This is a genomic window from Brevibacillus brevis (assembly GCF_900637055.1).
Lineage (GTDB): Bacteria > Bacillota > Bacilli > Brevibacillales > Brevibacillaceae > Brevibacillus > Brevibacillus brevis.
Map to the genome: position 1 here is coordinate 2,362,756 of NZ_LR134338.1, position 22,440 is coordinate 2,385,195.

At 48.7% G+C, this 22,440-nt stretch carries 23 protein-coding genes; 20 read left to right on the forward strand and 3 right to left on the reverse strand.

What is annotated here, in order from left to right; translation table 11 throughout:
• Window positions 1–190: 190 nt before the first annotated feature.
• Entirely contained in the window at window positions 191–1,072 is an 882-nt protein-coding gene (locus tag EL268_RS11850) for a cation diffusion facilitator family transporter (RefSeq protein ID WP_047068037.1), read from the forward strand.
• A 58-nt stretch (window positions 1,073–1,130) separates the two neighbouring features.
• Here EL268_RS11850 and ku read toward each other — a convergent pair whose 3' ends face one another.
• Entirely contained in the window at window positions 1,131–2,084 is a 954-nt protein-coding gene (gene ku, locus EL268_RS11855) for a non-homologous end joining protein Ku (protein ID WP_106653388.1), read from the reverse strand.
• Window positions 2,085–2,206: 122 nt separating this feature from the next.
• Window positions 2,207–2,350: a hypothetical protein gene (locus tag EL268_RS32760; RefSeq protein WP_164724462.1), complete on the reverse strand. Its 144-nt coding sequence runs from the start codon at window positions 2,348–2,350 to the stop codon at window positions 2,207–2,209.
• Window positions 2,351–2,818: 468 nt separating this feature from the next.
• Here EL268_RS32760 and rsmD point away from each other — a divergent pair, with 468 nt between their 5' ends.
• Together rsmD and coaD are read left to right on the forward strand one after the other, a co-directional pair.
• Window positions 2,819–3,385, forward strand: a complete 567-nt coding sequence (gene rsmD / locus EL268_RS11865; RefSeq protein WP_106653390.1) for a 16S rRNA (guanine(966)-N(2))-methyltransferase RsmD — start codon at window positions 2,819–2,821, stop codon at window positions 3,383–3,385.
• Between the two features lie 46 nt (window positions 3,386–3,431).
• Window positions 3,432–3,911: a pantetheine-phosphate adenylyltransferase gene (coaD, locus tag EL268_RS11870; RefSeq protein ID WP_106653391.1), complete on the forward strand. Its 480-nt coding sequence runs from the start codon at window positions 3,432–3,434 to the stop codon at window positions 3,909–3,911.
• A 1-nt stretch (window position 3,912) separates the two neighbouring features.
• On the opposite strand, the gene ylbJ is transcribed toward coaD, so the two are convergent.
• Window positions 3,913–5,145, reverse strand: coding sequence for a sporulation integral membrane protein YlbJ (ylbJ, locus tag EL268_RS11875; protein WP_106653392.1), 1,233 nt, complete (start codon window positions 5,143–5,145; stop codon window positions 3,913–3,915).
• A gap of 147 nt (window positions 5,146–5,292) precedes the next feature.
• On the opposite strand from ylbJ, the gene EL268_RS11880 reads away from it, so the two are divergent.
• The 17 genes from EL268_RS11880 (at window position 5,293) to smc (ending at window position 22,431) form a co-directional block, all read left to right on the forward strand.
• On the forward strand, window positions 5,293–6,087 hold the full coding sequence (locus EL268_RS11880) for a patatin-like phospholipase family protein (RefSeq protein ID WP_106653393.1): 795 nt from the start codon (window positions 5,293–5,295) through the stop codon (window positions 6,085–6,087).
• Complete coding sequence (locus EL268_RS11885) at window positions 6,084–7,151, forward strand: SepM family pheromone-processing serine protease (RefSeq protein ID WP_106653394.1); 1,068 nt, start codon at window positions 6,084–6,086, stop codon at window positions 7,149–7,151. Before EL268_RS11880 ends, EL268_RS11885 begins: the two co-directional genes overlap by 4 nt.
• A gap of 84 nt (window positions 7,152–7,235) precedes the next feature.
• Window positions 7,236–7,754 (forward strand): YceD family protein, encoded by a 519-nt coding sequence (locus tag EL268_RS11890; protein WP_106653395.1) that lies wholly within the window; start codon window positions 7,236–7,238, stop codon window positions 7,752–7,754.
• Between the two features lie 140 nt (window positions 7,755–7,894).
• Window positions 7,895–8,065, forward strand: coding sequence for a 50S ribosomal protein L32 (gene rpmF / locus EL268_RS11895; RefSeq protein WP_005834357.1), 171 nt, complete (start codon window positions 7,895–7,897; stop codon window positions 8,063–8,065).
• A 151-nt stretch (window positions 8,066–8,216) separates the two neighbouring features.
• Window positions 8,217–8,978 carry a DeoR/GlpR family DNA-binding transcription regulator gene (locus EL268_RS11900; protein ID WP_106653396.1) on the forward strand — a complete coding sequence of 254 codons (762 nt, stop codon included), beginning with the start codon at window positions 8,217–8,219 and terminating at the stop codon, window positions 8,976–8,978.
• A gap of 185 nt (window positions 8,979–9,163) precedes the next feature.
• Window positions 9,164–9,943 carry an ABC transporter permease gene (locus EL268_RS11905; RefSeq protein ID WP_106653397.1) on the forward strand — a complete coding sequence of 260 codons (780 nt, stop codon included), beginning with the start codon at window positions 9,164–9,166 and terminating at the stop codon, window positions 9,941–9,943.
• Window positions 9,944–9,947: 4 nt separating this feature from the next.
• On the forward strand, window positions 9,948–10,736 hold the full coding sequence (locus EL268_RS11910; protein WP_106653398.1) for an ABC transporter permease: 789 nt from the start codon (window positions 9,948–9,950) through the stop codon (window positions 10,734–10,736).
• Window positions 10,737–10,747: 11 nt separating this feature from the next.
• Window positions 10,748–11,716: an ABC transporter ATP-binding protein gene (locus EL268_RS11915; RefSeq protein ID WP_106653399.1), complete on the forward strand. Its 969-nt coding sequence runs from the start codon at window positions 10,748–10,750 to the stop codon at window positions 11,714–11,716.
• Window positions 11,717–11,842: 126 nt separating this feature from the next.
• Entirely contained in the window at window positions 11,843–12,433 is a 591-nt protein-coding gene (gene fapR / locus EL268_RS11920) for a transcription factor FapR (protein WP_106653400.1), read from the forward strand.
• Window positions 12,434–12,446: 13 nt separating this feature from the next.
• Window positions 12,447–13,454 (forward strand): phosphate acyltransferase PlsX, encoded by a 1,008-nt coding sequence (gene plsX / locus EL268_RS11925; RefSeq protein ID WP_106653401.1) that lies wholly within the window; start codon window positions 12,447–12,449, stop codon window positions 13,452–13,454.
• Between the two features lie 5 nt (window positions 13,455–13,459).
• Window positions 13,460–14,476 carry a beta-ketoacyl-ACP synthase III gene (locus EL268_RS11930; protein WP_106653558.1) on the forward strand — a complete coding sequence of 339 codons (1,017 nt, stop codon included), beginning with the start codon at window positions 13,460–13,462 and terminating at the stop codon, window positions 14,474–14,476.
• A gap of 2 nt (window positions 14,477–14,478) precedes the next feature.
• Complete coding sequence (gene fabD / locus EL268_RS11935) at window positions 14,479–15,429, forward strand: ACP S-malonyltransferase (protein ID WP_106653402.1); 951 nt, start codon at window positions 14,479–14,481, stop codon at window positions 15,427–15,429.
• A complete protein-coding gene (fabG, locus tag EL268_RS11940; RefSeq protein ID WP_047068008.1) occupies window positions 15,423–16,163 on the forward strand; it encodes a 3-oxoacyl-[acyl-carrier-protein] reductase in 741 nt (246 codons plus the stop codon). The genes fabD and fabG overlap by 7 nt, the downstream gene beginning before the upstream one ends.
• 85 nt (window positions 16,164–16,248) lie before the next feature.
• Window positions 16,249–16,482: an acyl carrier protein gene (acpP, locus tag EL268_RS11945; protein WP_005834336.1), complete on the forward strand. Its 234-nt coding sequence runs from the start codon at window positions 16,249–16,251 to the stop codon at window positions 16,480–16,482.
• A gap of 135 nt (window positions 16,483–16,617) precedes the next feature.
• Window positions 16,618–17,859, forward strand: coding sequence for a beta-ketoacyl-ACP synthase II (gene fabF / locus EL268_RS11950; protein ID WP_106653403.1), 1,242 nt, complete (start codon window positions 16,618–16,620; stop codon window positions 17,857–17,859).
• A 54-nt stretch (window positions 17,860–17,913) separates the two neighbouring features.
• A complete protein-coding gene (rnc, locus tag EL268_RS11955) occupies window positions 17,914–18,600 on the forward strand; it encodes a ribonuclease III (protein WP_232030391.1) in 687 nt (228 codons plus the stop codon).
• Window positions 18,601–18,858: 258 nt separating this feature from the next.
• Window positions 18,859–22,431, forward strand: coding sequence for a chromosome segregation protein SMC (gene smc / locus EL268_RS11960; RefSeq protein WP_106653404.1), 3,573 nt, complete (start codon window positions 18,859–18,861; stop codon window positions 22,429–22,431).
• Window positions 22,432–22,440 lie beyond the last annotated feature (9 nt).

A 22,440-nucleotide genomic window follows, 5' to 3' on the forward strand; every position in this document is an offset into this window, starting at 1 on the left:
AGTGAAAAAATTGCGGGCGTGCAACACATTTTCCTTCCCCCTATTCTCATGAATCGGACTAAAACTGTTTCTGTAGACCCACATGAATCCTATCTGTTACGATGAAGTTCGAAAAAAAGCAACTGCTTCCAGCGCCTTGATTTTCCTCGTTGTCGAAGCAGGACGGAGAAGTATTTTGAGGTGATGAGGAATGGATGTTTATTCGGATCTAAAACAAGGAGAACGTGGAGCGTGGGTGAGTATTTTCGCCTACATTTTCTGCTCTGTATTAAAAATAGGAGTTGCGTATGTCACTGCGTCGGAAGCTTTAATGGCCGACGGTCTTAACAACTCAACGGATGTCGTTGCATCGATTGCTGTTTTGATCGGGCTGCGTATTGCAAGGAAACCACCTGATAAAGATCACCCGTATGGCCATTTCCGGGCGGAGACGATTTCAGCACTTGTCGCATCATTTATTATGCTATTTGTCGGAGTTCAAGTCGTTACGAATGCCGTACCATCCTTGTTTGACCCACAACATTCGGCTCCTGACCTGTTGGCAGGGTGGACAGCACTTGCGACTGCAGTCATTATGCTTTTCGTTTATCGCTATAATAAAAAGCTCGCCATCAAAACAAACAGCCAAGCACTAGATGCAGCGGCCGCTGACAACCGTTCAGACGCATTCGTCAGTATCGGGACGTTTATCGGGGTAGCTGGCGCACAATTTCAATTGCATTGGCTTGATCCTTTAGCTGCTTTTGTTGTTGGTCTCATCATCTTGAAGACTGCTTGGGACATTTTTAGGGAAGCAACTCACCGTTTGACAGATGGCTTTGACGAGAGTGAGCTTGCGGATCTGCGGGCTACCATTTCCTCGATTTCAGGAGTAAAGGATATCAGTGACATCAAAGCCCGCTACCATGGAAGCAGCGTACTGGTTGATGTTGTGATCCATGTAGATCCCGGTCTGAATGTGGTGGAGAGCCACACCATCACCGAGAAAATTGAAGAACAGATGCGCAAGATTCACCGGATTAACGCCGTTCATATCCATATTGAACCATGCAGGAAGATGGCGCCTAGCTAGATTCCATGATACGAATACAAAAAAACCTGTCCAGAGTGGGCAGGTTTTTTTGTGGAGCCTAAACTGTGGTAGCCTTTTTTTTGCGTAGTGTTTTGGTTGTAGTCGTAGTCTTTTTTGGACTGGTTACGGTCTCCTTTTTCGATGCCTGCTCTTTTTCGGACGTAGAGGCAGCGGTGGTGCGTTTTCGCGCAGGCTTTGACGGAGTCGGTTCAGGCTCGATTTTAATGGGCGCTGCGCCTTGACCAGCTGTAGACTCCAAGCTTTCTTTTAGGGCCTGCATGAGATCAATTACATTGGTTCTTGCCACAGTAGGTGCAGTAGCGATCTCCTGACCCTCCAGTTTTTTCTCGATCAGTTTTTGCAAGTCGGAACGATATTCATCGGTATATTTTGCGGGATCAAAAGGGATCGTCATATTGCTAATGAGCTCCGTTGCCATCTTCAGTTCGTTTTCAGCCAACGGTACAGTGGCTTCTGGCAAGGCAGGCACTTGACTGACGGGACGTACTTCATCTGGATAGAAGATCGTCTCCAGCATGATGCAATGTTCATACAGTCGGATAACTGCCAGGCTTTGCCGATTGCGCATCGTCACCTGTGCAACGCCAATCTTTCCTGTCTGTTCCATAGCGGATCGCAGCAAGGCGTATGCTTTTTCGCCAGTGTCTTGGGGCGATAAGAAATAGCTTTTATGAAAATAAACGGGATCGATCTCCGACAAGTCTACGAAGTCGATAATTTCAATGGCTCTGCGTGTTTCTGGCGTAATGGCTTCCAGATCATCATCGTCGATCATGACAAAATGTCCTTTTTCGTATTCGAAGCCACGGACGATTTCGCTCGTATCGACCTCACGCTGGCAGTGCGGGCACATTTTCGTGTACTTGATCGGGGTATTGCACTCTTTATGCAGTTGGCGAAAGCGAATATCACGCTCTTCCGTTGCAGTAAACATGCGAACAGGTATATTGACGAGGCCGAAGCTGATTGAGCCCTTCCACACCGTATGCATGCGGATACCTCCTTCACAGCTATTTTATATAGTATCTGTATCTGCATAGAAGAAGTGCCGAGGGAAATGAAGGTGGAAAAGTAAAAAGCCAGCCGATTCGATGCGGCTGACTTCGTATACAGCTACTGCCCATGTTTGACGATGTCCGATTGATCTGCACGCGATTGCATGTCACGCGCCAGCTCGACATCTTTGCCAGTTCGGTCCGCAATGGACTGGGCTTCGGAGGCCTTCAGCTTTTGTGCAGACGGTCGCTTCTCTGCCATGAATGACTCACTCCTTTCAGGCAATGTACATGTAGAGGGTGATGCACGTACATGTAGTATGCGCTGGACACAAAAAAATACCCCATCGCCAAATGACGAGGGGCAGCCGTTCAACTCCTCCCGATGAAGGGAGCGATGGCACGAAATGCTCCTATCAGACACGTCGTGCGCCAAAGTGAACAGCCTTTCAATTATGGGAGAGGAGAAACCGGAGGAAGAGCTTATGGGGAAACGTAAGTCTTCTCCGCGGTTGTCAGCGACACCGTTGCGTCGCTATTCATCATCTTTTCCAATCGAATGGGGTTGTATACCTTTCTTGCACATAAATTTTTCCAGTTGCTAATTTTACGGGTGTATGCAGTTGTGATAGTATGATATCATTCTCAGTCTTGGAAAATCGCGTCTAACGCTAGACTTTTTGAACAACCTCATACAACATACATAGGAAAGCAGACAGGTGAAATGAGTATGCGAGTAATCTCTGGAGAACACAGAGGAAGACGGTTGGCAGCAGTTCCGGGCAAAGGAACCAGACCGACAACCGATAAAGTCAAAGAATCGATTTTTAATATGATTGGTCCGTATTTCGATGGCGGGTGGGCATTGGACCTGTACGCCGGAACAGGTGGTCTCGGGATCGAGGCATTGAGTAGGGGAGCGGATCGGGCTGTTTTCGTGGAGCGAGATCACAAAGCATTTGCTGTCGTAAAACAAAACGTCAGCACTTGCAGGCTGGACGATTATGCCGAGCTATATCGGATGGATGCGGACCGGGCTATTCGCACACTGAGTACGCGCAATCAAAAATTTGATCTCGTCTTTTTGGACCCGCCATACGCCCAGCAAAAGATTGTCGAAGAAATTGAGATGTTGCAGGAGCTGGGAATGTTGGCGGATGGAGCGTGGATCGTGGCTGAGCATGATATCACAGACACCTTTCCGGATGCGATTGGTCATTGTGTGAAGGATCGAGCGGCTAAGTATGGGGATACAGCCGTTACCGTGTATTATTACGATTTGGAGCAACAAGCCTAACTTTCAAATCAAGGTGCAAAAGAGCACTAAGGGAGGATAACCCGCTATGGCAATCGCTGTATGTTCAGGAAGCTTCGATCCTGTTACTTATGGGCATCTCGACATTATTGCGCGGGGTGCCAACGTTTTTGATAAGGTCATTGTCGCTGTCTTGATCAATTCGAAGAAAAACTCATTGTTCAGCGTAGAAGAGCGCGTCGAATTGCTTCGTCAGGCGACGGCTGGCATGAAAAATGTAGAAGTGGATTCTTTTGACGGCTTGTTGATTGACTATATGAACAAAAAGGGCGCACAAGTGATTATTCGTGGTCTTCGTGCTGTTTCTGATTTCGAATATGAGATGCAAGTTGCCTCCATTAATAAAAAGCTTGACGAAAATATCGAAACGTTTTTCATGATGACGAACAATCAATATTCGTATTTGAGCTCAAGTATTGTAAAGGAAGTTGCGAAATACAAGGCGAGTGTCGCCGATTTGGTACCGCCGAACGTAGAAGAGGCACTGAAGCGAAAAATGGCCGAGTAAATTATCGGGTTTTGCTACGGTTCATGTGCGAAAGAGTCAGGCTGGTACACAAAAGAATCACACCGACGCCAATGGCGATTCCTCCTGATAGTAGCAAGGTCTCCCACCAACTTGACGCAGGGATCTTCGATTTCGCTTGCACAAATACGGGGACGGCTTTCTCCACGAACCAGGAGCTGACTGTGGCAAGAGGGCCCCAAAAGACAAAGGTCAAAATCGCAGCTAGCAAAGCATGAAGGGCTCTGGCAATCAAGTAGGGAGCGACACGAATATCCGTTTCACTCAAGATGCTCGCAACCTGCGCGTGAACACTCAAACCGCCCCAAGACAATACAGCGCTGGCAATGGCCGCTTTCCAGACCAAGGAAACAGCATCGGGTACAATGCTCGCTGCCTGTGCGCCGAGGGTTACTTCGAACAAACCAGCCACGATTGCTTGCGAAAAGGCTGGTGGGAAACCAAAGGGACCGAGAATAATCGAGAGAAGCGTGCTGATGATTTGTGTCAGTTGAATGGTGGAGAAAAGTTGGATTAATACCGAAAAAACGATGATAAAGCCACCGATCATAAGCAATGTATTCAGAGCGGATTGTACCGCTTCCCCCATTAATTTTCCGAACGGACGTCCATCGCGGACACGTGCCCGATGCATCGATTGCAAGGCACGTAAAGGAAGAGGAAGTGAATTTTTCTCCAATGGGGCTGAAGTAATGGCAAAGGGCGCATGAAAACGATAGATCACACCCATGAGTACAGCTGACAAATAATGAGTCAGAGCTAGAATGATGCCCATTTGCTCACTGTGAAAAAAGCCGATTGCCACTGCTCCCATGACGAATAAAGGGTCTCCCGTCGTTGTAAAAGAGACGAGACGTTCACCCTCAGCCTTCGTCACATTGCCTTGCAGACGCAGTCTTGTTGTCAGCTTTGCGGCTACTGGATAGCCGGACGAGAAGCCCATAGCCAGTACGAACCCGCCAGTACCCGGAACGTTAAACAGCGGGCGCATTAATGGCTCCAGTAACACGCCGACGAAATGAACGACGCCCAGACCCATCAACACCTCAGACAGCACAATAAAGGGAAGGGTAGAGGGGAAAACTACCTCCCACCATATTTTCAGACCGCGTACGGCAGCTTCAAAAGAAATCTGCGAGTATGCAACCAACGAAATAACAATGGAAACTGTCGAGAGGGCGAGCAACAAAGTAAGTACGGGTGAGTGGCGTGACATGGATTCCTCCTGAATCGAAGAAAGGTAGTAGTACATGTCTACGTGGCAGGCGGGAGAACTATGCGTAAGCTTGGTCGACGAATATCTCCCAAGTGTGAAAGGAACAGCGGTTTACCACATAGGCTGGTTACAGGGAGGGGTTTTTCCATGCAGACAAAGCGTAAACCAATCGTGGGTGTAGCCCTGGGTTCTGGGGGCGCTCGCGGTTTTGCGCATATTGGTGTGTTGAATGCGCTAGAAGCACATGGCATCCAAATTGACATGCTGGCCGGCTCCAGTATGGGCAGTCTGATTGGGGCTGTCTATGCCAACGGAATTGAACCGCACATGATGGGAAAGCTTGCTCTAAATTTAAAACGCAAGCATTGGCTCGATTTGACCGTACCCAGCATGGGTTTTGTTACAGGGGAAAAGATCAAGCAATTGATTCGCCTGTTAACGCACGGAAAGCGCTTGGAAGAGCTGAACAAGCCGCTTGCCATTGTGGCGACGGATATTGAAACAGGAGAGCGAGTCGTATTTCGTGAAGGTCCGATTGATCAAGCGGTAAGGGCTAGCATATCCATTCCAGGTATCTTCGTGCCTGAAAAAGTAGGGGGGCGGCTTTTAGTAGACGGAGGAGTCATTGATCGTGTGCCCGTGACGGTTCTGCGTGAAATGGGTGCCGATATCGTGATTGCGGTAGATGTCGCCCAATTCGATACACGGATGGAGGTCAAAAGTATTTTTGATGTCATCGCCCAGACGATTGATGTGATGGAAAGGGAAATTCTGCGACATCGAATCATTGCAGCAGACATCGTAATCAGGCCGGATGTTGGACACTATAGCAGTATCGCGTACACGGGTATCGAAGAAATTATCGAGCTAGGCGAACGTGCGGGTACTGAGCATATCGAACGCATTCAGGAACGAATTGCAAGTTGGGAGGCACAAGAATGAGTGAGGAACAGCTTTATGCCAATAGACGCAGATCTACAGGAACCAGAGGCTTTAGCTGGATACTTGCCTTGGTTTTTGTCTTGTTGGGCATTTCTTTTTTTGTACCGACGAATTATTACGTGAGTCGTCCGGGTTCAGCGATTGAGTTGGGACCGATGATTCAAGTGGAAGGCGGCAAGAAAGATGAGACCGGCTCCTTCATGCTCACGACGGTTCGAATGGGCGAAGCGAATTTGCCGTGGTATTGGTATGCAAAAATGGCGCAGGATGTTGAGTTGATGCCCAAGGAGCTGGTTGTCAGCAAGGGAGAGGACAGCGAAGATTTTATCCGTCGAGAACAAGCGATCATGGACAATTCACAAAAAATTGCGGAGGCAGTCGCATTCCGTCTGGCCGGCTTCGAAGTAAAAATCGAGAAGCAGGGAGTGTGGGTGATGGGTACTTTGGAAGGGTTCCCTGCCCATAAAGCATTGCAAATTGGTGATGTCATTACGTATGTAGACGGGGTTCGCACGTCGGAGGCAAAAGATTTGCTGACAGCTCTCTCCACAAAAAAAGCAGGCGATCAAGTCGAAATTGCGTACACAAGAGATGGACAAGAGGCCAAAACGATGTTAACCTTGGAACCACTACCTGAATCCAAGTCAGTTGGAATTGGTGTACGCCCTGACAACAAACAGGAAATCATCATTCCGAAAGAAGTAACCATTGCCTCTCAAGGGATTGGTGGCCCTTCTGCTGGATTAATGATGACGCTGGAGATTTATGACCAGTTAAATACGGAGACGGATTTGACAAAAGGCTATAAAATTGCAGGAACCGGCACGATTTCGTTAGACGGAAAAGTAGGCAGGATCGGTGGCATTAATCAAAAGGTAATCGCAGCGGACAAAGCGGGCGCAGAGATCTTCTTTGCTCCGCGGGATACGCCAGATACGAACTCCAATTACGAGGAGGCGTTAGCGACTGCCAAGCGGATTGGAACTTCAATGAAAGTGGTTCCAGTCAAGACGGTAGAAGAAGCGATTACGTACTTGAATGGACAAAAACCGAAATCTACCTGAGCAAACTAGCTGTCAAGCAAAAATGGTTGACAAAGCTTTGGGCAGGGTCTATAATCATCTTTGTTGTGCATGAGGTGAAATGCTATGAACATTAAGTTGGCAGAGTTAGAGCACCGAAAAGGAGAGCCGTTGCCATTTCAGGTAACCCTGGATGCAGATGAGCTGAAGAAGCGCCATCATGAGATTCGCGGGATTACTCCTGTGACTGCGAGTGGTGAAGCCGTACAGCTGGGCAATCTCTATTACGTAAAAGGAAGCATGAAGGCAGATGTGAATTTTGTTTGCGCGAGATGCTTGAATCCTTTTATCGATCAGGCAACAGTAGATTTCTCTGAGACATTTGCTCTTGCGGATGATCCGATCCTGCAAGACGACGAGGACAGTGATATCCTTCCTCTGGAAGGCGATGAAATCGAGCTGGACTCGCTGCTGCAAGAGGATTTCTTACTGGCAATGCCGACCTTCCCGCTCTGCGAGGAGGATTGCAAAGGTCTGTGCCCGACTTGCGGTGTGAACTGTAATGAAGTGGCATGCAGCTGTAAGAATGAGCGTGTTGACCCGCGATTGGCTGGGTTGGCTGACTTTTTCAAAGACAGCAAATAAGTTTTCTTACTGTATTCAAGATGATTCGCCGACCATTCGTGGCAGCGTCTCATTTTTGAAGGATGGCATAAGCTTTTTGCCTATACTGTCCACCCAATAGAGCTTCTTAGCATTTGTCAGTTGAAGGAGGTGTAAGGAAGATGGCAGTACCTCAACGGAGAACTTCCAAAACCCGTAAAAGAATGCGTCGTACGCACTTCAAATTAGAGATTCCAGGCATGATCAAATGCGATAATTGCAGCGAATACAAGCTTGCGCATCGTGTTTGCCCAAGCTGCGGTCACTACAAAGGCGTGAAAGTAGCGAAGTAATATTCGCTGCTAAGAAAGCAAGGTGAGAAATCGCCTTGCTTTTTTTGTTCCTTTCTATTGCTTATGATTACTTACAAACACTTATTATCGCTTGCATCGTTTGCTTAAATGACTTATAATGAAGGCGAGATAAGGATGGGGTTGAGGCTTCGTGTTTCAAGAGGAGAGGCTGGCTGCAATTCTTGCGTATTTGCAGGAGCACCAGCGAATCAGTGTGCAAGAGGTAGTTGAGCAGTTTGGGGTTTCCCGTGACACAGCTAGGCGTGATATCGTCAAGCTGGAGGAGCAGGGGCAAATCCTGCGGACCAGAGGAGGAGCAGTATTGCCCAGCCTCAACAAAAAGAACTACTCCCATCAGGAACGAATGCAGCTTGATTTGACAGGAAAGCGAAGTATTGCAGCAGCGGCGGCCCGTCTGATCAAAGATGGCGATTACTTGCTGCTCGATGCGTCCACAACTGTTCAGTTCACGGTGGAATCCTTGCAGACCCGCGACCATGTCATCATCACGAATTCATTAGCGACTGCCTCCAGTATGTCCCGTAAAGAAGGCGTTCTTGTCAAGCTTTTGGGCGGAGACGTACATGCAGAGGATCAATGTGTGCTCGGTACACGCGTGATTCAAAACCTCGCTGATTTTCATGTCGACAAAGTATTGGTTGGTGCATGCGGCCTTACAAAGGAAGGGCTCATGTCTACGCAGGAAGATCACGGTTTTCTGATCAAAGAAATGATCAAGCGCGCCGATCAAGTGATCATACTTACCGACCATACCAAATTCGGAAAAAGCATGCTGTATCGCGTTGCTGGTTTTGATCAGATCGATATTATCGTGACTGATAAGCTGCCTGAAAAGGAAATAGCTGAGGCCTTGCATGCCAATGATGTAGAGGTGATTGTAGCTTCCACATGAAGCTATTGATCCATAAAAAATAGGATAAGTTCCATTTGGCTGGCGTGAATGGGTAACCAGCGTGACAGCAAATGGATTTATCGAAAGAGAGTCCTTCAAATAGGAAGGGCTCTTTCTTTTTTTCTTGCAATTGTGTAGAGCCCCTGCTATTCTGGTAATCCTGACTTTTCCAAGAGGAGGGTTTTATGGTCTATTGGCGGATTATTCGCAAGAGCTATCGTCGAAATCTTCAGTATCGTTTATCGCATGTCGTCAACAACTTCGCAAGCTCGATTTTTGGGCTTGTTTTTATTGCCATTTGGACGGGTGTCCTTTCTGGAAAACAAGTATACGGCCCCTATGATGTCAAAACGATGGGGTATTACATCGCGATTTGCCAAAGTGTTCTCTGGATGACAACATTTATGTCCCCAGGTCTGAATGTGCAAGTAGCGGTAAGAAGCGGGGCTGTCAGTCTGGATATGATCAAGCCTGTTCATTATCTCTGGTACATGCTCAGTCAGGAGTTTGGACGACTTGTGTACAACGCTTGTTACAGAAGTGTTCCGATCAGCTTGCTGCTAGGATTAGCGGTAGGCTTCTTTTTTCCCTCCCATCCGTTCACTTACTTCTGGTTTATCCTCTCGCTACTGCTCGGAACTTACGTAGGCATGTTGCTCTTTTATCTAGCGGGCATTTCCTCCTTCTGGACGACAGAGATTCGCTGGGTACACCTCATTCTTTTGTCTTTGATATTTGGGTTAGGTGGACAAATGATCCCGCTGGACTTGATGCCCGGGATGATTGGAAAGGTAGCGCCTTATTTGCCCTTTTCAGCGATGATTTACTATCCGGTCATGACCTTGCTAGAGCTTGCACCTCCTTATGGCATGCTTATACAAGCTGGCTGGGCGCTCGTTTTAACGGCAGTTGCTTTGTTGGTGACGAACATGGCAAGAAGAAAGCTAGAAATTCAAGGAGGATAACCACATGTTTGCCCTCTATCGCAAACTGATCGCGGCCAGCATTCGCTCGCAAATGCAATACAAGATAAATTTTGTCACGAGCGCTGCCACGACCGGAATGATTATGGTGCTTGATTTTATTATTCTCTCTGCGATTTTGTACCGATTTCACGATGTGGTCGGGTGGAATATTTACGAGGTTGGGATGCTTTACGGGATATCCTCGGCATCTGTCTCTTTGTATCGACTGTTCGCCCCGGAAATCAACGACTTTGAGAAGTACATCGTACAAGGGGAGCTCGATCAGTTGCTCATTCGTCCTGTTTCACCTTTGCTTTTGCTATTGACACGCAATCTTGACTTGTCGAGAGTGGGAGGGTTGGTTCAAGGGGTGTCCGTTTTGGTCATCTCTTTGTCGGGTCTTGCGGCGGAAGGGAAAACGATCATGGGGTTGGTCCTATTCTCACCGGTTGCCATTTTGTCTGGTGGAGTGATCTACTTCTCCATTGGACTTGCTACCGCTGGGGTCGCCTTTTGGACACATCAGATGAAAGACATGCTGACCTTTACCATTTATGCGCCAGCCAATGCTTCCAATTATCCAATCGGGCTATATCCAAACTGGCTCAAATGGCTGTTTTTCTCAGCGATTCCGATCGCGTATATGAATTATTTGCCAATGCTGACGCTGTTGGGCAAAGGGGGCGAATGGTTTTATCCGATACTCACCCCGGTAGCTGCAGCGATTGCTTTTTATTTCTCTCGTATGCTGTGGAATGTCGGGATTCGACACTACCATAGTACAGGGAGCTAAGGAGGGGTAACATGATTGAAGCAAAGCATATCGAAAAATCATTTTTCCTGACAAAAGCGAAAGAGGGGCGCTTTGCTTCTCTACGAACACTCTTTTCTCGTGAACGAAGGGAAGTCAAAGCCGTCCATGATATCTCCTTTTCCATTGACAGAGGCGAGTTCGTGGGATATATCGGGCCAAATGGCGCAGGAAAATCGACGACAATTAAAATGCTCGCAGGAATTCTTCATCCCAGTCAGGGAGAAATACGAATAGGCGGATATAGTCCACAGCGGGAAAGAATTCAAGTAGCCTCACAAATCGGAGTGGTGTTCGGGCAGCGAACACAGCTGTGGTGGGATCTGCCAGTCAGAGATTCCTTCGAAATTTTGCAAGCGATGTACAAGATTAACGACACGGCATATCGGCGATCGATGGAGGCGTATCAGGAACTACTGGATCTGCATGAGTTCCTTGATACGCCAGTACGTAAGCTGTCATTGGGTCAGAGAATGAGAGCTGATTTAGCTGCGGCTCTGCTGCATGATCCGCCGGTCCTGTTTTTAGATGAGCCGACGATTGGGCTGGATGTGGTCGCGAAGACTCGCATCAGAGCATTTTTGAAAGAAGTGAATCAGTCCCAGAAGAAGACCATTCTACTAACGACTCATGATATGGACGATATCGAGCAACTCTGCAACCGAATCATCGTGATCAACCATGGCAAAAAGATGATGGATACGAGCTTGGCCGATTTGCGACGACAGATAGGGCTGCCAAGCCTCATTCGAATCGAATTTCGACAACCGCCCGAAAAGCTTTACGACTTAGAGGGAATCGAACGGATGGAGCTATCAGAGAATGTACTTTCGATTTACTTCGACAAAGGGAAAATTTCTTCCCCGCGAATCCTTGCTGAAGTGGCGGGCTGGGGTGAGCCTCTGGACATTCAGATGAAAGAACCGGGGATTGAGGAGATCATTCGGCTCATTTACCGTTAGGGATGGCTGCCTATTTTCGTAACGATACTTGTAATTCCACATCTTCTCCCTTATACTGTGTTTTGGTACCAGGTATTAAAAACAGATCGCAATCATACATAGTACAATTGAATCCTGCTTAAGGGGGTGTTCGGCATCGCCCGCTTGCCAAAAAAAGATCGCCAGTCCCGCTTGGTGCAGTATCTGGCGGATAATCCATTTGCGACGGACGAAGATCTGGCTGAGTTATTTCATGTCAGTATTCAAACCATACGTTTAGACCGACTGGAATTAGGAATACCGGAGCTCCGTGAACGTATCAAGACAGTCGCAGAGAAAAGTCTTGATCCTGTAAAATCATTGGGCATCGATGAAATCATCGGTGAAATGGTTGATCTACAGCTCGATTCACAGGCCATTTCCGTATTGGAAATTAAAGAAGAGCACGTTTTTTCAAAAACACAAATTGCCAGAGGGCATTATATATTTGCTCAGGCCAACTCATTGGCAGTAGCAGTAATCAACGCAGAGGTAGCGTTGACAGCTACGGCGAGAATCCGCTTTGTCCGTCCTGTGCGAGCAGGGGAAAAGCTGGTTGCCAAAGCAGTGGTGAGAAGCCGTAACGGCGACGAATGCAAGGTGCGTGTAGAGACGAAGGTCCAAGGTGAGTTGGTCTTTACCGCAACGTTCCGTGTGGTTGAAATGTCGAGCTACCATAACAGCATGGATGAGGAGTAAGGAGGAGTCACGGTTGCGAATTGCAGTGGATGCGATGGGCGGCGATCACGCACCGAAGAGTACCGTATTAGGGGCGCTTGCTGCCATCAAGGAAAACCCGGCCATTACAGTTGTATTGGTGGGAGATGAACAGGCTATTCGGAACCACTTGCCGCAGGATATTCCGGCAAACATCGAAATCGTTCCTGCAGCGGAAGTGATTTTACCAGATGATGAACCGGTTCGAGCTGTTCGGCGTAAGAAAAATTCTTCGCTGGTCGTAGCTGTTGAGATGGCACGCGAGAAAAAAGTCGACGCGATGATCTCGGCTGGAAATACAGGCGCATTAATGACAGCAGGCTTGTTGTACGCAGGTCGGATGGATGGAATCGAGCGCCCTGCGCTTTGTGCCTATATCCCGAATACAAAAGGCCGTGTAACACTGACGCTGGACGTCGGAGCCAATATGGATGCCAAGCCGCATCAGCTTGTACAATACGCGGTGATGGGTAGCTTGTATGCTGAAAAAGTGTTGGGCTTCGAGCGTCCGACAGTAGGCTTGCTCAACGTCGGGACGGAAGAAGGAAAAGGGAACGAATTGACGAAAGCTGTTTTCCCGCTCCTTCAAGAAGCAGACTTGAACTTTGTAGGAAATGTGGAAGCACGCGATGTTATGCAAGGAAACTGTGATGTGCTGGTATGCGACGGCTTTGTAGGAAATGTTTTGTTAAAGGCCGTAGAGGGTGCTGCCTCCACAATCTTTTCGCAGTTGAAGCAGGAGTTTACTTCCAGCCTGATTAATAAGCTAGGAGCGGCGATTCTGAAACCTGGATTAGTTCGCTTTAAAAAGAAAATGGATTATGCGGAATACGGTGGTGCACCCTTGCTCGGATTGAAATCCCCAGTAATTAAGGCCCACGGTTCCTCAAATGAGCGTGCGATGAAAAACGCGATTGTGAGTGCTACGCGGTTTATTCAGCAGGACGTGAACGAGGTTATCCAGCAATCATTACAGAAAAATACTTTGGGAGAAAGCGAGTGAAGCAGATGAGTGCAAAGCGTTCAGTAGGGATTTTGTCTACAGGCTCTTATACCCCGGAGCGGGTGTTGACGAACTTTGATCTGGAGAAAATGGTGGAAACCTCTGATGAGTGGATTGTTTCCCGTACTGGAATCAGAGAACGCCGCATTAGCTCACCGGACCAAGCTTCCTCCGACTTGGCTTACGAGGCTGCCAAAGAAGCGCTCGAGAAAGCAAACATCAGCGCGGAACAGCTGGATATGATCATTGTAGCTACCGTAACGCCTGACATGTCGTTCCCGTCTACTGCTTGCTTGCTGCAAGAAAAGCTGGGTGCAACACGTGCGGCTGCCATGGATCTTTCCGCGGCCTGCACAGGCTTTTTGTATGGAATTACGACAGCGACTCAGTTCATCGAAAACGGTTTGTATAAAAAAGTGTTGGTCGTAGGCGTTGAGACCTTGTCCAAAATTACGAATTACAAAGATCGAAATACATGTGTGTTGTTCGGAGACGGCGCAGGTGCAGCTGTTATCGGTGAAGTTACCGAAGGCTACGGCTTCCAGTCCTTTGAGCTCGGCGCAGATGGATCAGGCGGATCTCTCTTGTGCTTGCCGGCAGGTGGTTCTAGAACGCCTGCATCTGCGGAGTCTGTCGAACAAGGACTGCATTATCTCTACATGGCAGGCGGAGAAGTTTTCAAATTCGCCGTTCGTGTGATGAATTCAGCAACAGAGGCTGTCTTGTCCAAAGCGGGCGTATCGAAGGACGAGATCGACCTGTTGGTGCCGCATCAGGCAAACAAACGCATCATTGACTCTGCCGTACAGCGTTTCGGTCTGTCTGAGGATAAAGTAGCAATCAACCTGGATCGCTATGGAAACATGTCCTCTGCTTCTATTCCTGTAGCGTTGGATGAAGCAGTTAAGGCTGGTCGCGTAAAAGAAGGCGATAACCTGATTCTGGTTGGGTTTGGTGGCGGCTTGACTTGGGGAGCAACGCTCTTGAAGTGGTGCACGACGCCGGCAGAAGGGAGCAAGTAGGAATGGGAAAAGTAGCCTTTGTTTTTCCGGGGCAAGGTTCACAATTTGTAGGAATGGGTCAAGCTCTCTCCGAACAATCGGAAGCGGCCCGTCACATATTTGAGCAGGCGGATGAAGCGCTCGGCTTTTCCTTGTCGGGACTGTGTTTTGCAGGGCCAGAAGAGGAATTGAAGCTGACAGCTAACACACAGCCAGCTATTTTGACAGCAAGCATCGCTGTTTTGGCAGCATTGAACGAAAAGTTGCCTGACTATAAGCCTGCGTTCGTAGCGGGTCACAGCTTGGGTGAGTATTCTGCTTTGGTTGCAGCTGGGGCCTTGTCCTTTGCAGATGCAGTCAAAACAGTGCGAGCTCGTGGTCAGTTCATGGAAGAGGCAGTGCCAGCGGGACAAGGTGCAATGGCCGCAGTCTTGAGCATGGATCGCGCGGCACTGCATGCGGTTTGCGAAGAAGTAACAGCATCTGGACATCCTGTTCAATTAGCGAACATGAACTGCCCAGGGCAAATTGTCATCTCTGGTTCTGCTGAAGGTGTGAAGCTGGCCGGTGAAAAAGCGAAGGAAGCGGGCGCAAAGCGTGTCCTTCCATTGAATGTAAGCGGTCCGTTCCACTCGAGCCTGATGCAGCCGGCAGCAGATAAACTGCAAGAAGTTTTGGCTGGCGTTACGGTACAAGAAGCGACTGTGCCTGTTGTGGCAAACGTAACGGCTAGACCAGTGTCTGAGGCGACCATTATTGTAGATCAATTGGTTCAACAAGTTTCCGCCCCGGTTTTGTGGGAGGATTCTGTACAATGGATGGTCGAAGCAGGCGTGACAACCTTTGTTGAAATCGGTCCAGGAAAAGTTTTGGCCGGTTTGATCAAGAAAATCGCATCAGCGGATACGACGATTATCTCTGTACAGGATATGGATTCGCTTACTGAGCTTTTGAACGGAGGGGTACTATGCTAACAGGAAAAACAGCCCTGGTCACAGGGGCTTCCCGTGGTATTGGGCGTGCGATTGCATTGAAGCTGGCAGAAGCTGGCGCTAATGTGGTTGTCAATTACGCAGGTAGTGAAGCGGCAGCAAGCGAGACTGTTGCGCTTATTAAAGAAATGGGCCGCGATGCCATCATGATTCGCGCGAACGTTTCTTCTACAGAAGATGTCAACGACATGTTCAAAGCTGCTTTGGATCATTTTGGTGCGATCGATATTCTCGTGAACAACGCGGGAATTACTCGCGACAACCTGATCATGCGCATGAAAGAAGACGAGTGGGACGATGTCATTGCGACGAATCTGAAGGGTGTATTCAACTGCGTAAAGGCAGCGACCCGCCCAATGATGAAGCAGCGTTCAGGCAAAATCATCAATATCACTTCTGTGGTAGGTGTTTTGGGGAACGCAGGACAAGCTAACTACGTGGCGGCAAAAGCTGGGGTTATTGGCTTGACGAAGACGGCTGCTCGCGAGCTGGCTAGCCGTAATATCACGGTGAATGCTGTTGCGCCAGGATTTATCGATACAGAAATGACTGCTGTATTGCCAGAGGATGTCAAAGCAGGACTCACAAGCCAAATTCCGCTTGCCCGCTTGGGACAAACTGATGATATCGCATCTGTAGTACTGTTCCTGGCATCCGACGCAGCCAACTACATGACAGGGCAGACCCTGCACGTAGACGGCGGAATGTACATGTAGGAAGAAAACCTCAATCGAGCGTTTTCACGAAAACTGGTTTTTTGAAAGCTCATCCACTATAATACGGGAGAGGGGGTGAAGCAAGATGGCAGATACTTTGGAGCGTGTAAAGAAAATTATCGTCGATCGTCTGGGTGTAGATGAGTCCAAAATTACTTTGGAAGCTTCTTTCAAAGAAGACCTGGGCGCTGACTCCCTGGATGTGGTTGAACTCGTAATGGAACTCGAAGATGAGTTTGATTTAGAGATTTCCGACGAAGATGCTGAAAAGATCACTTCTGTTGGTGAGGTTGTTAAATACATAGAATCTCACAAGTAGTTGATCTGTTGGAAGTCCCGTACCATACGGGACTTCTCCTTCAATAGCCACCTGTACATTATCCAAACAAATACACGTTTTGCATGCAGTGAATGTAAGAAGCTGACTGCTGACTTTCATATAGAGGTGATTGCAATGAAACGCAGAGTGGTGATTACTGGCGTTGGTGTCGTTTCTCCAGTAGGGAATGACGCGCAGACTTTTTGGAACAGCTTGCTGGAAGGAAAATCAGGCATTGACCGTGTGGCTGCCTTTGACGCTTCTGATTATCCAACACAAATTGCAGGCGAAGTGAAAAACTTCGATCCTGAACAGTATATGGACAAGAAAGATATCCGACGTACAGACCGATTCGTTCAGTTTGGATTAGCTGCCGCCAAAATGGCTGTAGAAGATGCAAAACTGGAGATCACGCCAGAAAATGCGGAACGAGTGGGTGTATACATCGGGTCCGGAATCGGTGGTCTGACTACATGGGAAGAACAGCATTCCGTCTTGTTGGAAAAAGGACCGCGTCGCGTGAGTCCGTTCTTCATTCCGATGCTGATTGCGAACATGGCGTCTGGTGCAGTATCCATTCAATACGGTGCAAAAGGACCAACTTCCAGCGCGATTACCGCTTGTGCGACAGGTACAAATGCAATCGGTGATGCACTGCGTCTGATCCAGTTCGATCACGCTGATGTCATGATCGCAGGTGGAGCAGAAGCAACGGTGCGTCCAATGGGATTTGCAGGCTTTTGCTCAGCAAAAGCGATGTCCACCAGAAACGATGAGCCGCAAAAAGCAAGCCGTCCGTTTGACCAAGATCGCGATGGCTTCGTAATGGGCGAAGGTGCTGGTGTTCTGATTCTGGAAGAGCTTGAGCATGCGAAAAAACGTGGAGCAAACATCATCGCGGAAGTCATTGGCTACGGAATGAGTGCAGATGCTCATCACATTACTTCTCCATCTCCCGGTGGCGAAGGGGCAGCGCGTTGCATGGCAAGCGCACTGAAAGACGCTGGCGTTGACCCAACGGAAGTCCAATACATTAATGCACATGGTACTTCTACTGACCAAGGAGACATCGCAGAAACACAAGCGATCAAGAGTGTGTTTGGCGAGCACGCATACAAACTGGCTGTCAGCTCGACCAAATCGATGACAGGCCATTTGCTGGGTGCTACTGGCGGTGTCGAGGCAATCGCGACGGCATATGCGCTGCGTGATCAAATACTGCCTCCAACAATCAACTTGGAAAACCCGGATCCAGAATGTGATCTGGACTATGTTCCGAACCATGCGCGCAAGGCGACCGTCAATGTGGCTGTTTCCAATACATTTGGATTCGGCGGTCACAATGCATCGATAGTCTTGAAGCGATACGAAGCATAAATGAGCCCTACTGATAGAAAAAGTAGGCAGTCTCCTGGAATGGTGGTGAGGGTGATGAATTTTGCACAGCTGCAAGAAATGATAGGCTTTCGCTTTCGCGATGAAAGTGTTTTGCGGCAGGCATTCACCCATTCTTCCTACGTGAACGAGCAACGCGGCAAACGAATATCAGACAATGAGCGGCTAGAGTTTTTGGGGGATGCTGTGTTGGAGTTGACGGTCTCCCAGTTTTTGTATAAAACTTTTCCGAAGATGAGTGAAGGGGAAATGACGAAGCTGCGTGCAGCCATTGTCTGTGAACCTTCTCTCGTCAAGTTTGCTGAACTGTTGAATTTTGGCGATCTCGTATTGCTGGGAAAAGGGGAAGAGCTGACAGGTGGACGTCAGCGACCAGCCTTGCTAGCGGACGTTTTTGAGGCGTTTGTAGGTGCGCTTTACTTAGATCAGGGGTTGGACGCAGTTTTTTCCTTTATGGAAAAATACGTGTACCCGCGCATCGACAAGGGAGAGTTTGCCCAGGTAACCGACTTCAAGAGCCAGTTGCAGGAATTTGTTCAACAAGACAATCTGGGAGACATCCATTACCGAATTGTAGAAGAAAAAGGACCAGCTCATAATCGAGAATTCGTATCTGAGGTGCTTTTGAACAATCGTTCGCTTGGCATCGGCTCTGGCCGCTCCAAAAAAGAAGCGGAACAGCAAGCTGCTGCACGAGCATTGGTCAAGCTGGGGGATAAATAATCACTCGTCAGCGAGAAGGGCTGCATCATCTGCTACAAGATGGTGCAGCTTTTTCTTACGGGTGGGAAACATAGGGAAAATACTGCGAGATGACCGCTATCTATGATACACTTACCTACAGATGACCAAGTAGGCTCGTAGTAGGTAGCTCCTGTTCGATGCAGGGGCTTCTTTTCGGGTACCATCCGATCCTTGCATGTTTTCAATCTGTCAATTTGGCAGGCAGTCTTGGATGGTTTCTTAAGGAGGACCGTACGTATGTATTTGAAACGCCTGGAGCTGGCTGGATTCAAATCCTTTGCCGATCGCACGGAATTGGAATTTGTACCAGGGGTAACAGCCGTAGTGGGACCGAATGGAAGTGGGAAAAGTAACGTTTCTGATTCGATCCGCTGGGTGCTGGGGGAACAGAGCGCGAAGTCGTTGCGTGGAGCGAAAATGGAAGACATTATTTTTGCCGGCAGTGACAAGCGCAAGCCAGTGAATTTCGCAGAAGTGACACTCACCTTGGACAATACAGATCGTTCGCTCGATGTGGAATATTCGGAGGTATCCGTTACCCGCAGAGTGTATCGTTCTGGTGACAGTGAGTACTACATAAACAACAGATCCTGCCGTCTAAAAGACATCATGGAGCTGTTCATGGATACCGGGCTGGGTAAAGAAGCGTATTCCATTATCGGTCAAGGTAAAATTGAGGAAATTCTCAGTACCAAGTCAGAGGATCGCCGTGGAATATTTGAAGAAGCAGCCGGAATCGTCAAATACAAAACACGCAAGCGCGAGGCTGAGAAAAAGCTTGATGACACCGAGCAAAATCTGGTGCGTATTCACGATATCGTCAGTGAGATTACGGAGCAGATCGGACCTTTGCAGGAGCAGGCAGAAACGGCCAAGACGTACAAGGAGCTTCATCGCCAACTGGTTGAGCATGAAGTAGCCCTTTATGTGCAGCAAATTGAAGCAGCTCATACGAAGTGGGAAGCAGCCACAGGACGCGTAGAGGAACTCAAGCACCTGTTAATCGGACAAACGACCGAAGCATCCAAGCAAGAAGCTGATTTGGAGCAGGCGCGTTTTCATGTCACCCAAATTGACCAATCTATCGAAGAACTGCAACAAGTACTTTTGACAGTCAGTGAAGAGACCGAGAAAGTCGAAGGACAACGTGAGGTATTGCGGGAGCGTATGCGCAATCTCAATGCCAATCGTCAGCAGACGATGGAGCAGATGCATCGGATTACCGAGAAGCAGCACGGGCTTGAGGCAGAACTGGCAGAAGAACAAGAACGGGCCAAGGAAGCGGATCGCCGAATGACCGAAGCCCACGCTTCGCTGCAAGAAGCAGAAGGTCAGTTTTTTTCCATGGTGCAATCACTGACAGATGACGTAGAGCGTTTGAAGAGTGATTACTTCGAAAAGCTCAACGAAATGGCGAATCTGCGCAACGAAAATCGCCATCAAGAGCAGCTTCTCAAGACAAGCGAGGCCAGAGTTGAACGTCAATTGTCTGGAAAAAAACAGCTCGATGAAGAAGAAGAGCAGCGACTAGCTCAGCTGAGCCAGCTCCAAGATCAGCTGGAGAAGATCGTTTCTACCATTCAAGAAACCGGCGTCAGATACAAAGAGCTGGTCGAGGGCATGCGCGAAGGACAAGCCCGCCTAGAAACAGCCCGTCGAGAGCTGCGCCACTGGGAACAAAAGCGGGAAGCAGCGAAGTCGCGTTTTGACCTGTTAAAAGAAATGCAGTCGGAGTTCGCAGGGTTTCAGCAAGGGGTAAAAGAAATTTTGAAAGCACGCGAGCGTGGCTTCAAAGGAATCCATGGAGCGGTCGCTGAGCTCGTTGTCGTGCCACAGCAATACGAGACAGCGATGGAGGTCGCATTGGGTGGCGCATTGCAAAACGTCGTCGTGGACAACGAAGCATCCGGTCGCGCAGCCATTGCTCACTTGAAGCAGCACAATGCAGGTAGGGCGACTTTTCTACCGCTTGATGTCATCCGTCCTCGCACCTTGCAGGCAAGTGATAAGCGCCTGCTGGAGGCGGAGAGTGGAGTCGTCGGAATCGCGAGTGAGCTCGTGACCTTTGAGGAAGCATACCGACCCATCCTCGAAAGTCTTCTGGGCAACGTCATTATTACGGAAAAGCTGGAGCAGGCAAACCGTGTGGCCCGTACGCTTGGCTACCGCTATCGTGTCGTGACGCTGGAAGGCGATATCGTGAATGCTGGTGGTTCCATGACAGGGGGGGCCTTGAAAAAGAACAGCACGAACCTGCTTGGACGCAACCGTCAATCAGAAGAGCTGGAAGCGCAGCTGGTAGAAATCGACCAGGCAATTTCTGGGCATACTACCCTTATGGAGCAGTTGACGAAGGAAATGGCGCAAATGCAGCACGAGCAAGAAGCTCTGCGCACAGAAGGCGAGAGTCTGCGACTGAAAGAACAGGAAGTAAAAGGGCTCTTGCAGCAAAAAGAATCGGAAGGCAGATCCTTGGGCGAGCGGGCAAAGCTTGTTGAACAAGATATTGAAGGCTATCGCCGCGAGATGGAAGAAGCAAAACGCAAGCAAGAGCAGCTGCAAGCCTCTTTGACCGCCATGGAACAAGAGGAAAAAGAGCTAGGTGAGCGTATTGCAGAAGCAGAGGCGAAACGCCAAGAGCAGCTCGAATCCAAAGAAGAAATGAATCAAAAAATAACAAGTCTCAAAGTACTGAATGCCCAGGTCAAGCAAGAGTATCAATCTCGCTTGGAGCAAACCGAACGCTTGCTGGAGCAAAAGAGCCAATTGCAGCGCGAATGGGAAGAACAAAACGCGAACTTGGCATCTCTTGATGAGCTGGAGCGTACGAACGAATCATCCGGGCTTGAGCTGGATCAGCGCATTAGCGAATTGCGTCAGGATAAAGACCGTGTAGCTGGCTTGATTCAAGAGCGGCGAAGTGAGCGGGCGACTCTCTTTTACAAACAGGAGCAAGTGGAACAGCAGGTGAAGGAAATCCGCCGCGAGGTCAAATCACTCGAGGAAAAGCTTCATCAGGAAGAAGTAAAAGTCAACCGCAACGAGGTAGAGCTCGATCATTTGTTGAATAAACTCTCCGAAGAATACGAAATGAGCTACGACCTGGCGAAGCAAAAATATCCGGCACGTGGCGAGATTCAGGAAGAGACACAAGTGGTCAATCGTCTCAAAAAGCAAATTGGGGCACTTGGCACTGTGAATCTTGGCGCGATTGAGGAATATGAGCGCTTGTCTGAGCGTCAGCAGTTCTTAAGCTCGCAGGAAGCTGATTTGAATGAAGCAAAAGACATGCTCTATCAAGTGATCCAAGAAATGGACGCAGAGATGTCGCGCCGCTTCAAAGAAACATTTGATGCGATCTCGGAGCAGTTCCGCGACGTGTTTGTCCAACTGTTTGGGGGAGGACGCGCAGATCTCGTACTCTCCAACCCAGACAACCTGCTTGAGACGGGCATCGATATCGTGGCGCAGCCACCTGGCAAGAAGCTGCAAAATCTTGCGCTCTTGTCCGGGGGCGAACGTGCTTTGACTGCAATGGCCCTGCTTTTTGCCATCCTGCGTGTGAAGCCAGTGCCATTCTGTGTATTGGATGAGGTAGAAGCCGCTTTGGATGAGGCAAACGTTAACCGTTTCGCCGAGTACATGCACCATTTCAGCAACCAGACACAGTTCATTTGCGTCACACACAGAAAAGGCACAATGGAGAGCGCAGATGTGCTATACGGTATCACGATGCAGGAGGGCGGCGTGTCCAAACTCGTCTCCGTGAAGCTGGAGGACAGTGACAAGTTTATCGAATCTGCCTCTTAATCGGATTTG

Excerpts from the sequence above, each read along its gene's own strand:
- EL268_RS11850 (WP_047068037.1), top strand. The coding sequence starts at position 191 with ATGGATGTTTATTCGGATCTAAAACAAGGAGAACGTGGAGCGTGGGTG.
- ku (WP_106653388.1), bottom strand. The coding sequence starts at position 2,084 with ATGCATACGGTGTGGAAGGGCTCAATCAGCTTCGGCCTCGTCAATATA.
- EL268_RS32760 (WP_164724462.1), bottom strand. The coding sequence starts at position 2,350 with ATGGCAGAGAAGCGACCGTCTGCACAAAAGCTGAAGGCCTCCGAAGCC.
- rsmD (WP_106653390.1), top strand. The coding sequence starts at position 2,819 with ATGCGAGTAATCTCTGGAGAACACAGAGGAAGACGGTTGGCAGCAGTT.
- coaD (WP_106653391.1), top strand. The coding sequence starts at position 3,432 with ATGGCAATCGCTGTATGTTCAGGAAGCTTCGATCCTGTTACTTATGGG.
- ylbJ (WP_106653392.1), bottom strand. The coding sequence starts at position 5,145 with ATGTCACGCCACTCACCCGTACTTACTTTGTTGCTCGCCCTCTCGACA.
- EL268_RS11880 (WP_106653393.1), top strand. The coding sequence starts at position 5,293 with ATGCAGACAAAGCGTAAACCAATCGTGGGTGTAGCCCTGGGTTCTGGG.
- EL268_RS11885 (WP_106653394.1), top strand. The coding sequence starts at position 6,084 with ATGAGTGAGGAACAGCTTTATGCCAATAGACGCAGATCTACAGGAACC.
- EL268_RS11890 (WP_106653395.1), top strand. The coding sequence starts at position 7,236 with ATGAACATTAAGTTGGCAGAGTTAGAGCACCGAAAAGGAGAGCCGTTG.
- rpmF (WP_005834357.1), top strand. The coding sequence starts at position 7,895 with ATGGCAGTACCTCAACGGAGAACTTCCAAAACCCGTAAAAGAATGCGT.
- EL268_RS11905 (WP_106653397.1), top strand. The coding sequence starts at position 9,164 with ATGGTCTATTGGCGGATTATTCGCAAGAGCTATCGTCGAAATCTTCAG.
- EL268_RS11910 (WP_106653398.1), top strand. The coding sequence starts at position 9,948 with ATGTTTGCCCTCTATCGCAAACTGATCGCGGCCAGCATTCGCTCGCAA.
- EL268_RS11915 (WP_106653399.1), top strand. The coding sequence starts at position 10,748 with ATGATTGAAGCAAAGCATATCGAAAAATCATTTTTCCTGACAAAAGCG.
- EL268_RS11930 (WP_106653558.1), top strand. The coding sequence starts at position 13,460 with ATGAGTGCAAAGCGTTCAGTAGGGATTTTGTCTACAGGCTCTTATACC.
- fabD (WP_106653402.1), top strand. The coding sequence starts at position 14,479 with ATGGGAAAAGTAGCCTTTGTTTTTCCGGGGCAAGGTTCACAATTTGTA.
- fabG (WP_047068008.1), top strand. The coding sequence starts at position 15,423 with ATGCTAACAGGAAAAACAGCCCTGGTCACAGGGGCTTCCCGTGGTATT.
- acpP (WP_005834336.1), top strand. The coding sequence starts at position 16,249 with ATGGCAGATACTTTGGAGCGTGTAAAGAAAATTATCGTCGATCGTCTG.
- fabF (WP_106653403.1), top strand. The coding sequence starts at position 16,618 with ATGAAACGCAGAGTGGTGATTACTGGCGTTGGTGTCGTTTCTCCAGTA.
- rnc (WP_232030391.1), top strand. The coding sequence starts at position 17,914 with ATGAATTTTGCACAGCTGCAAGAAATGATAGGCTTTCGCTTTCGCGAT.
- smc (WP_106653404.1), top strand. The coding sequence starts at position 18,859 with ATGTATTTGAAACGCCTGGAGCTGGCTGGATTCAAATCCTTTGCCGAT.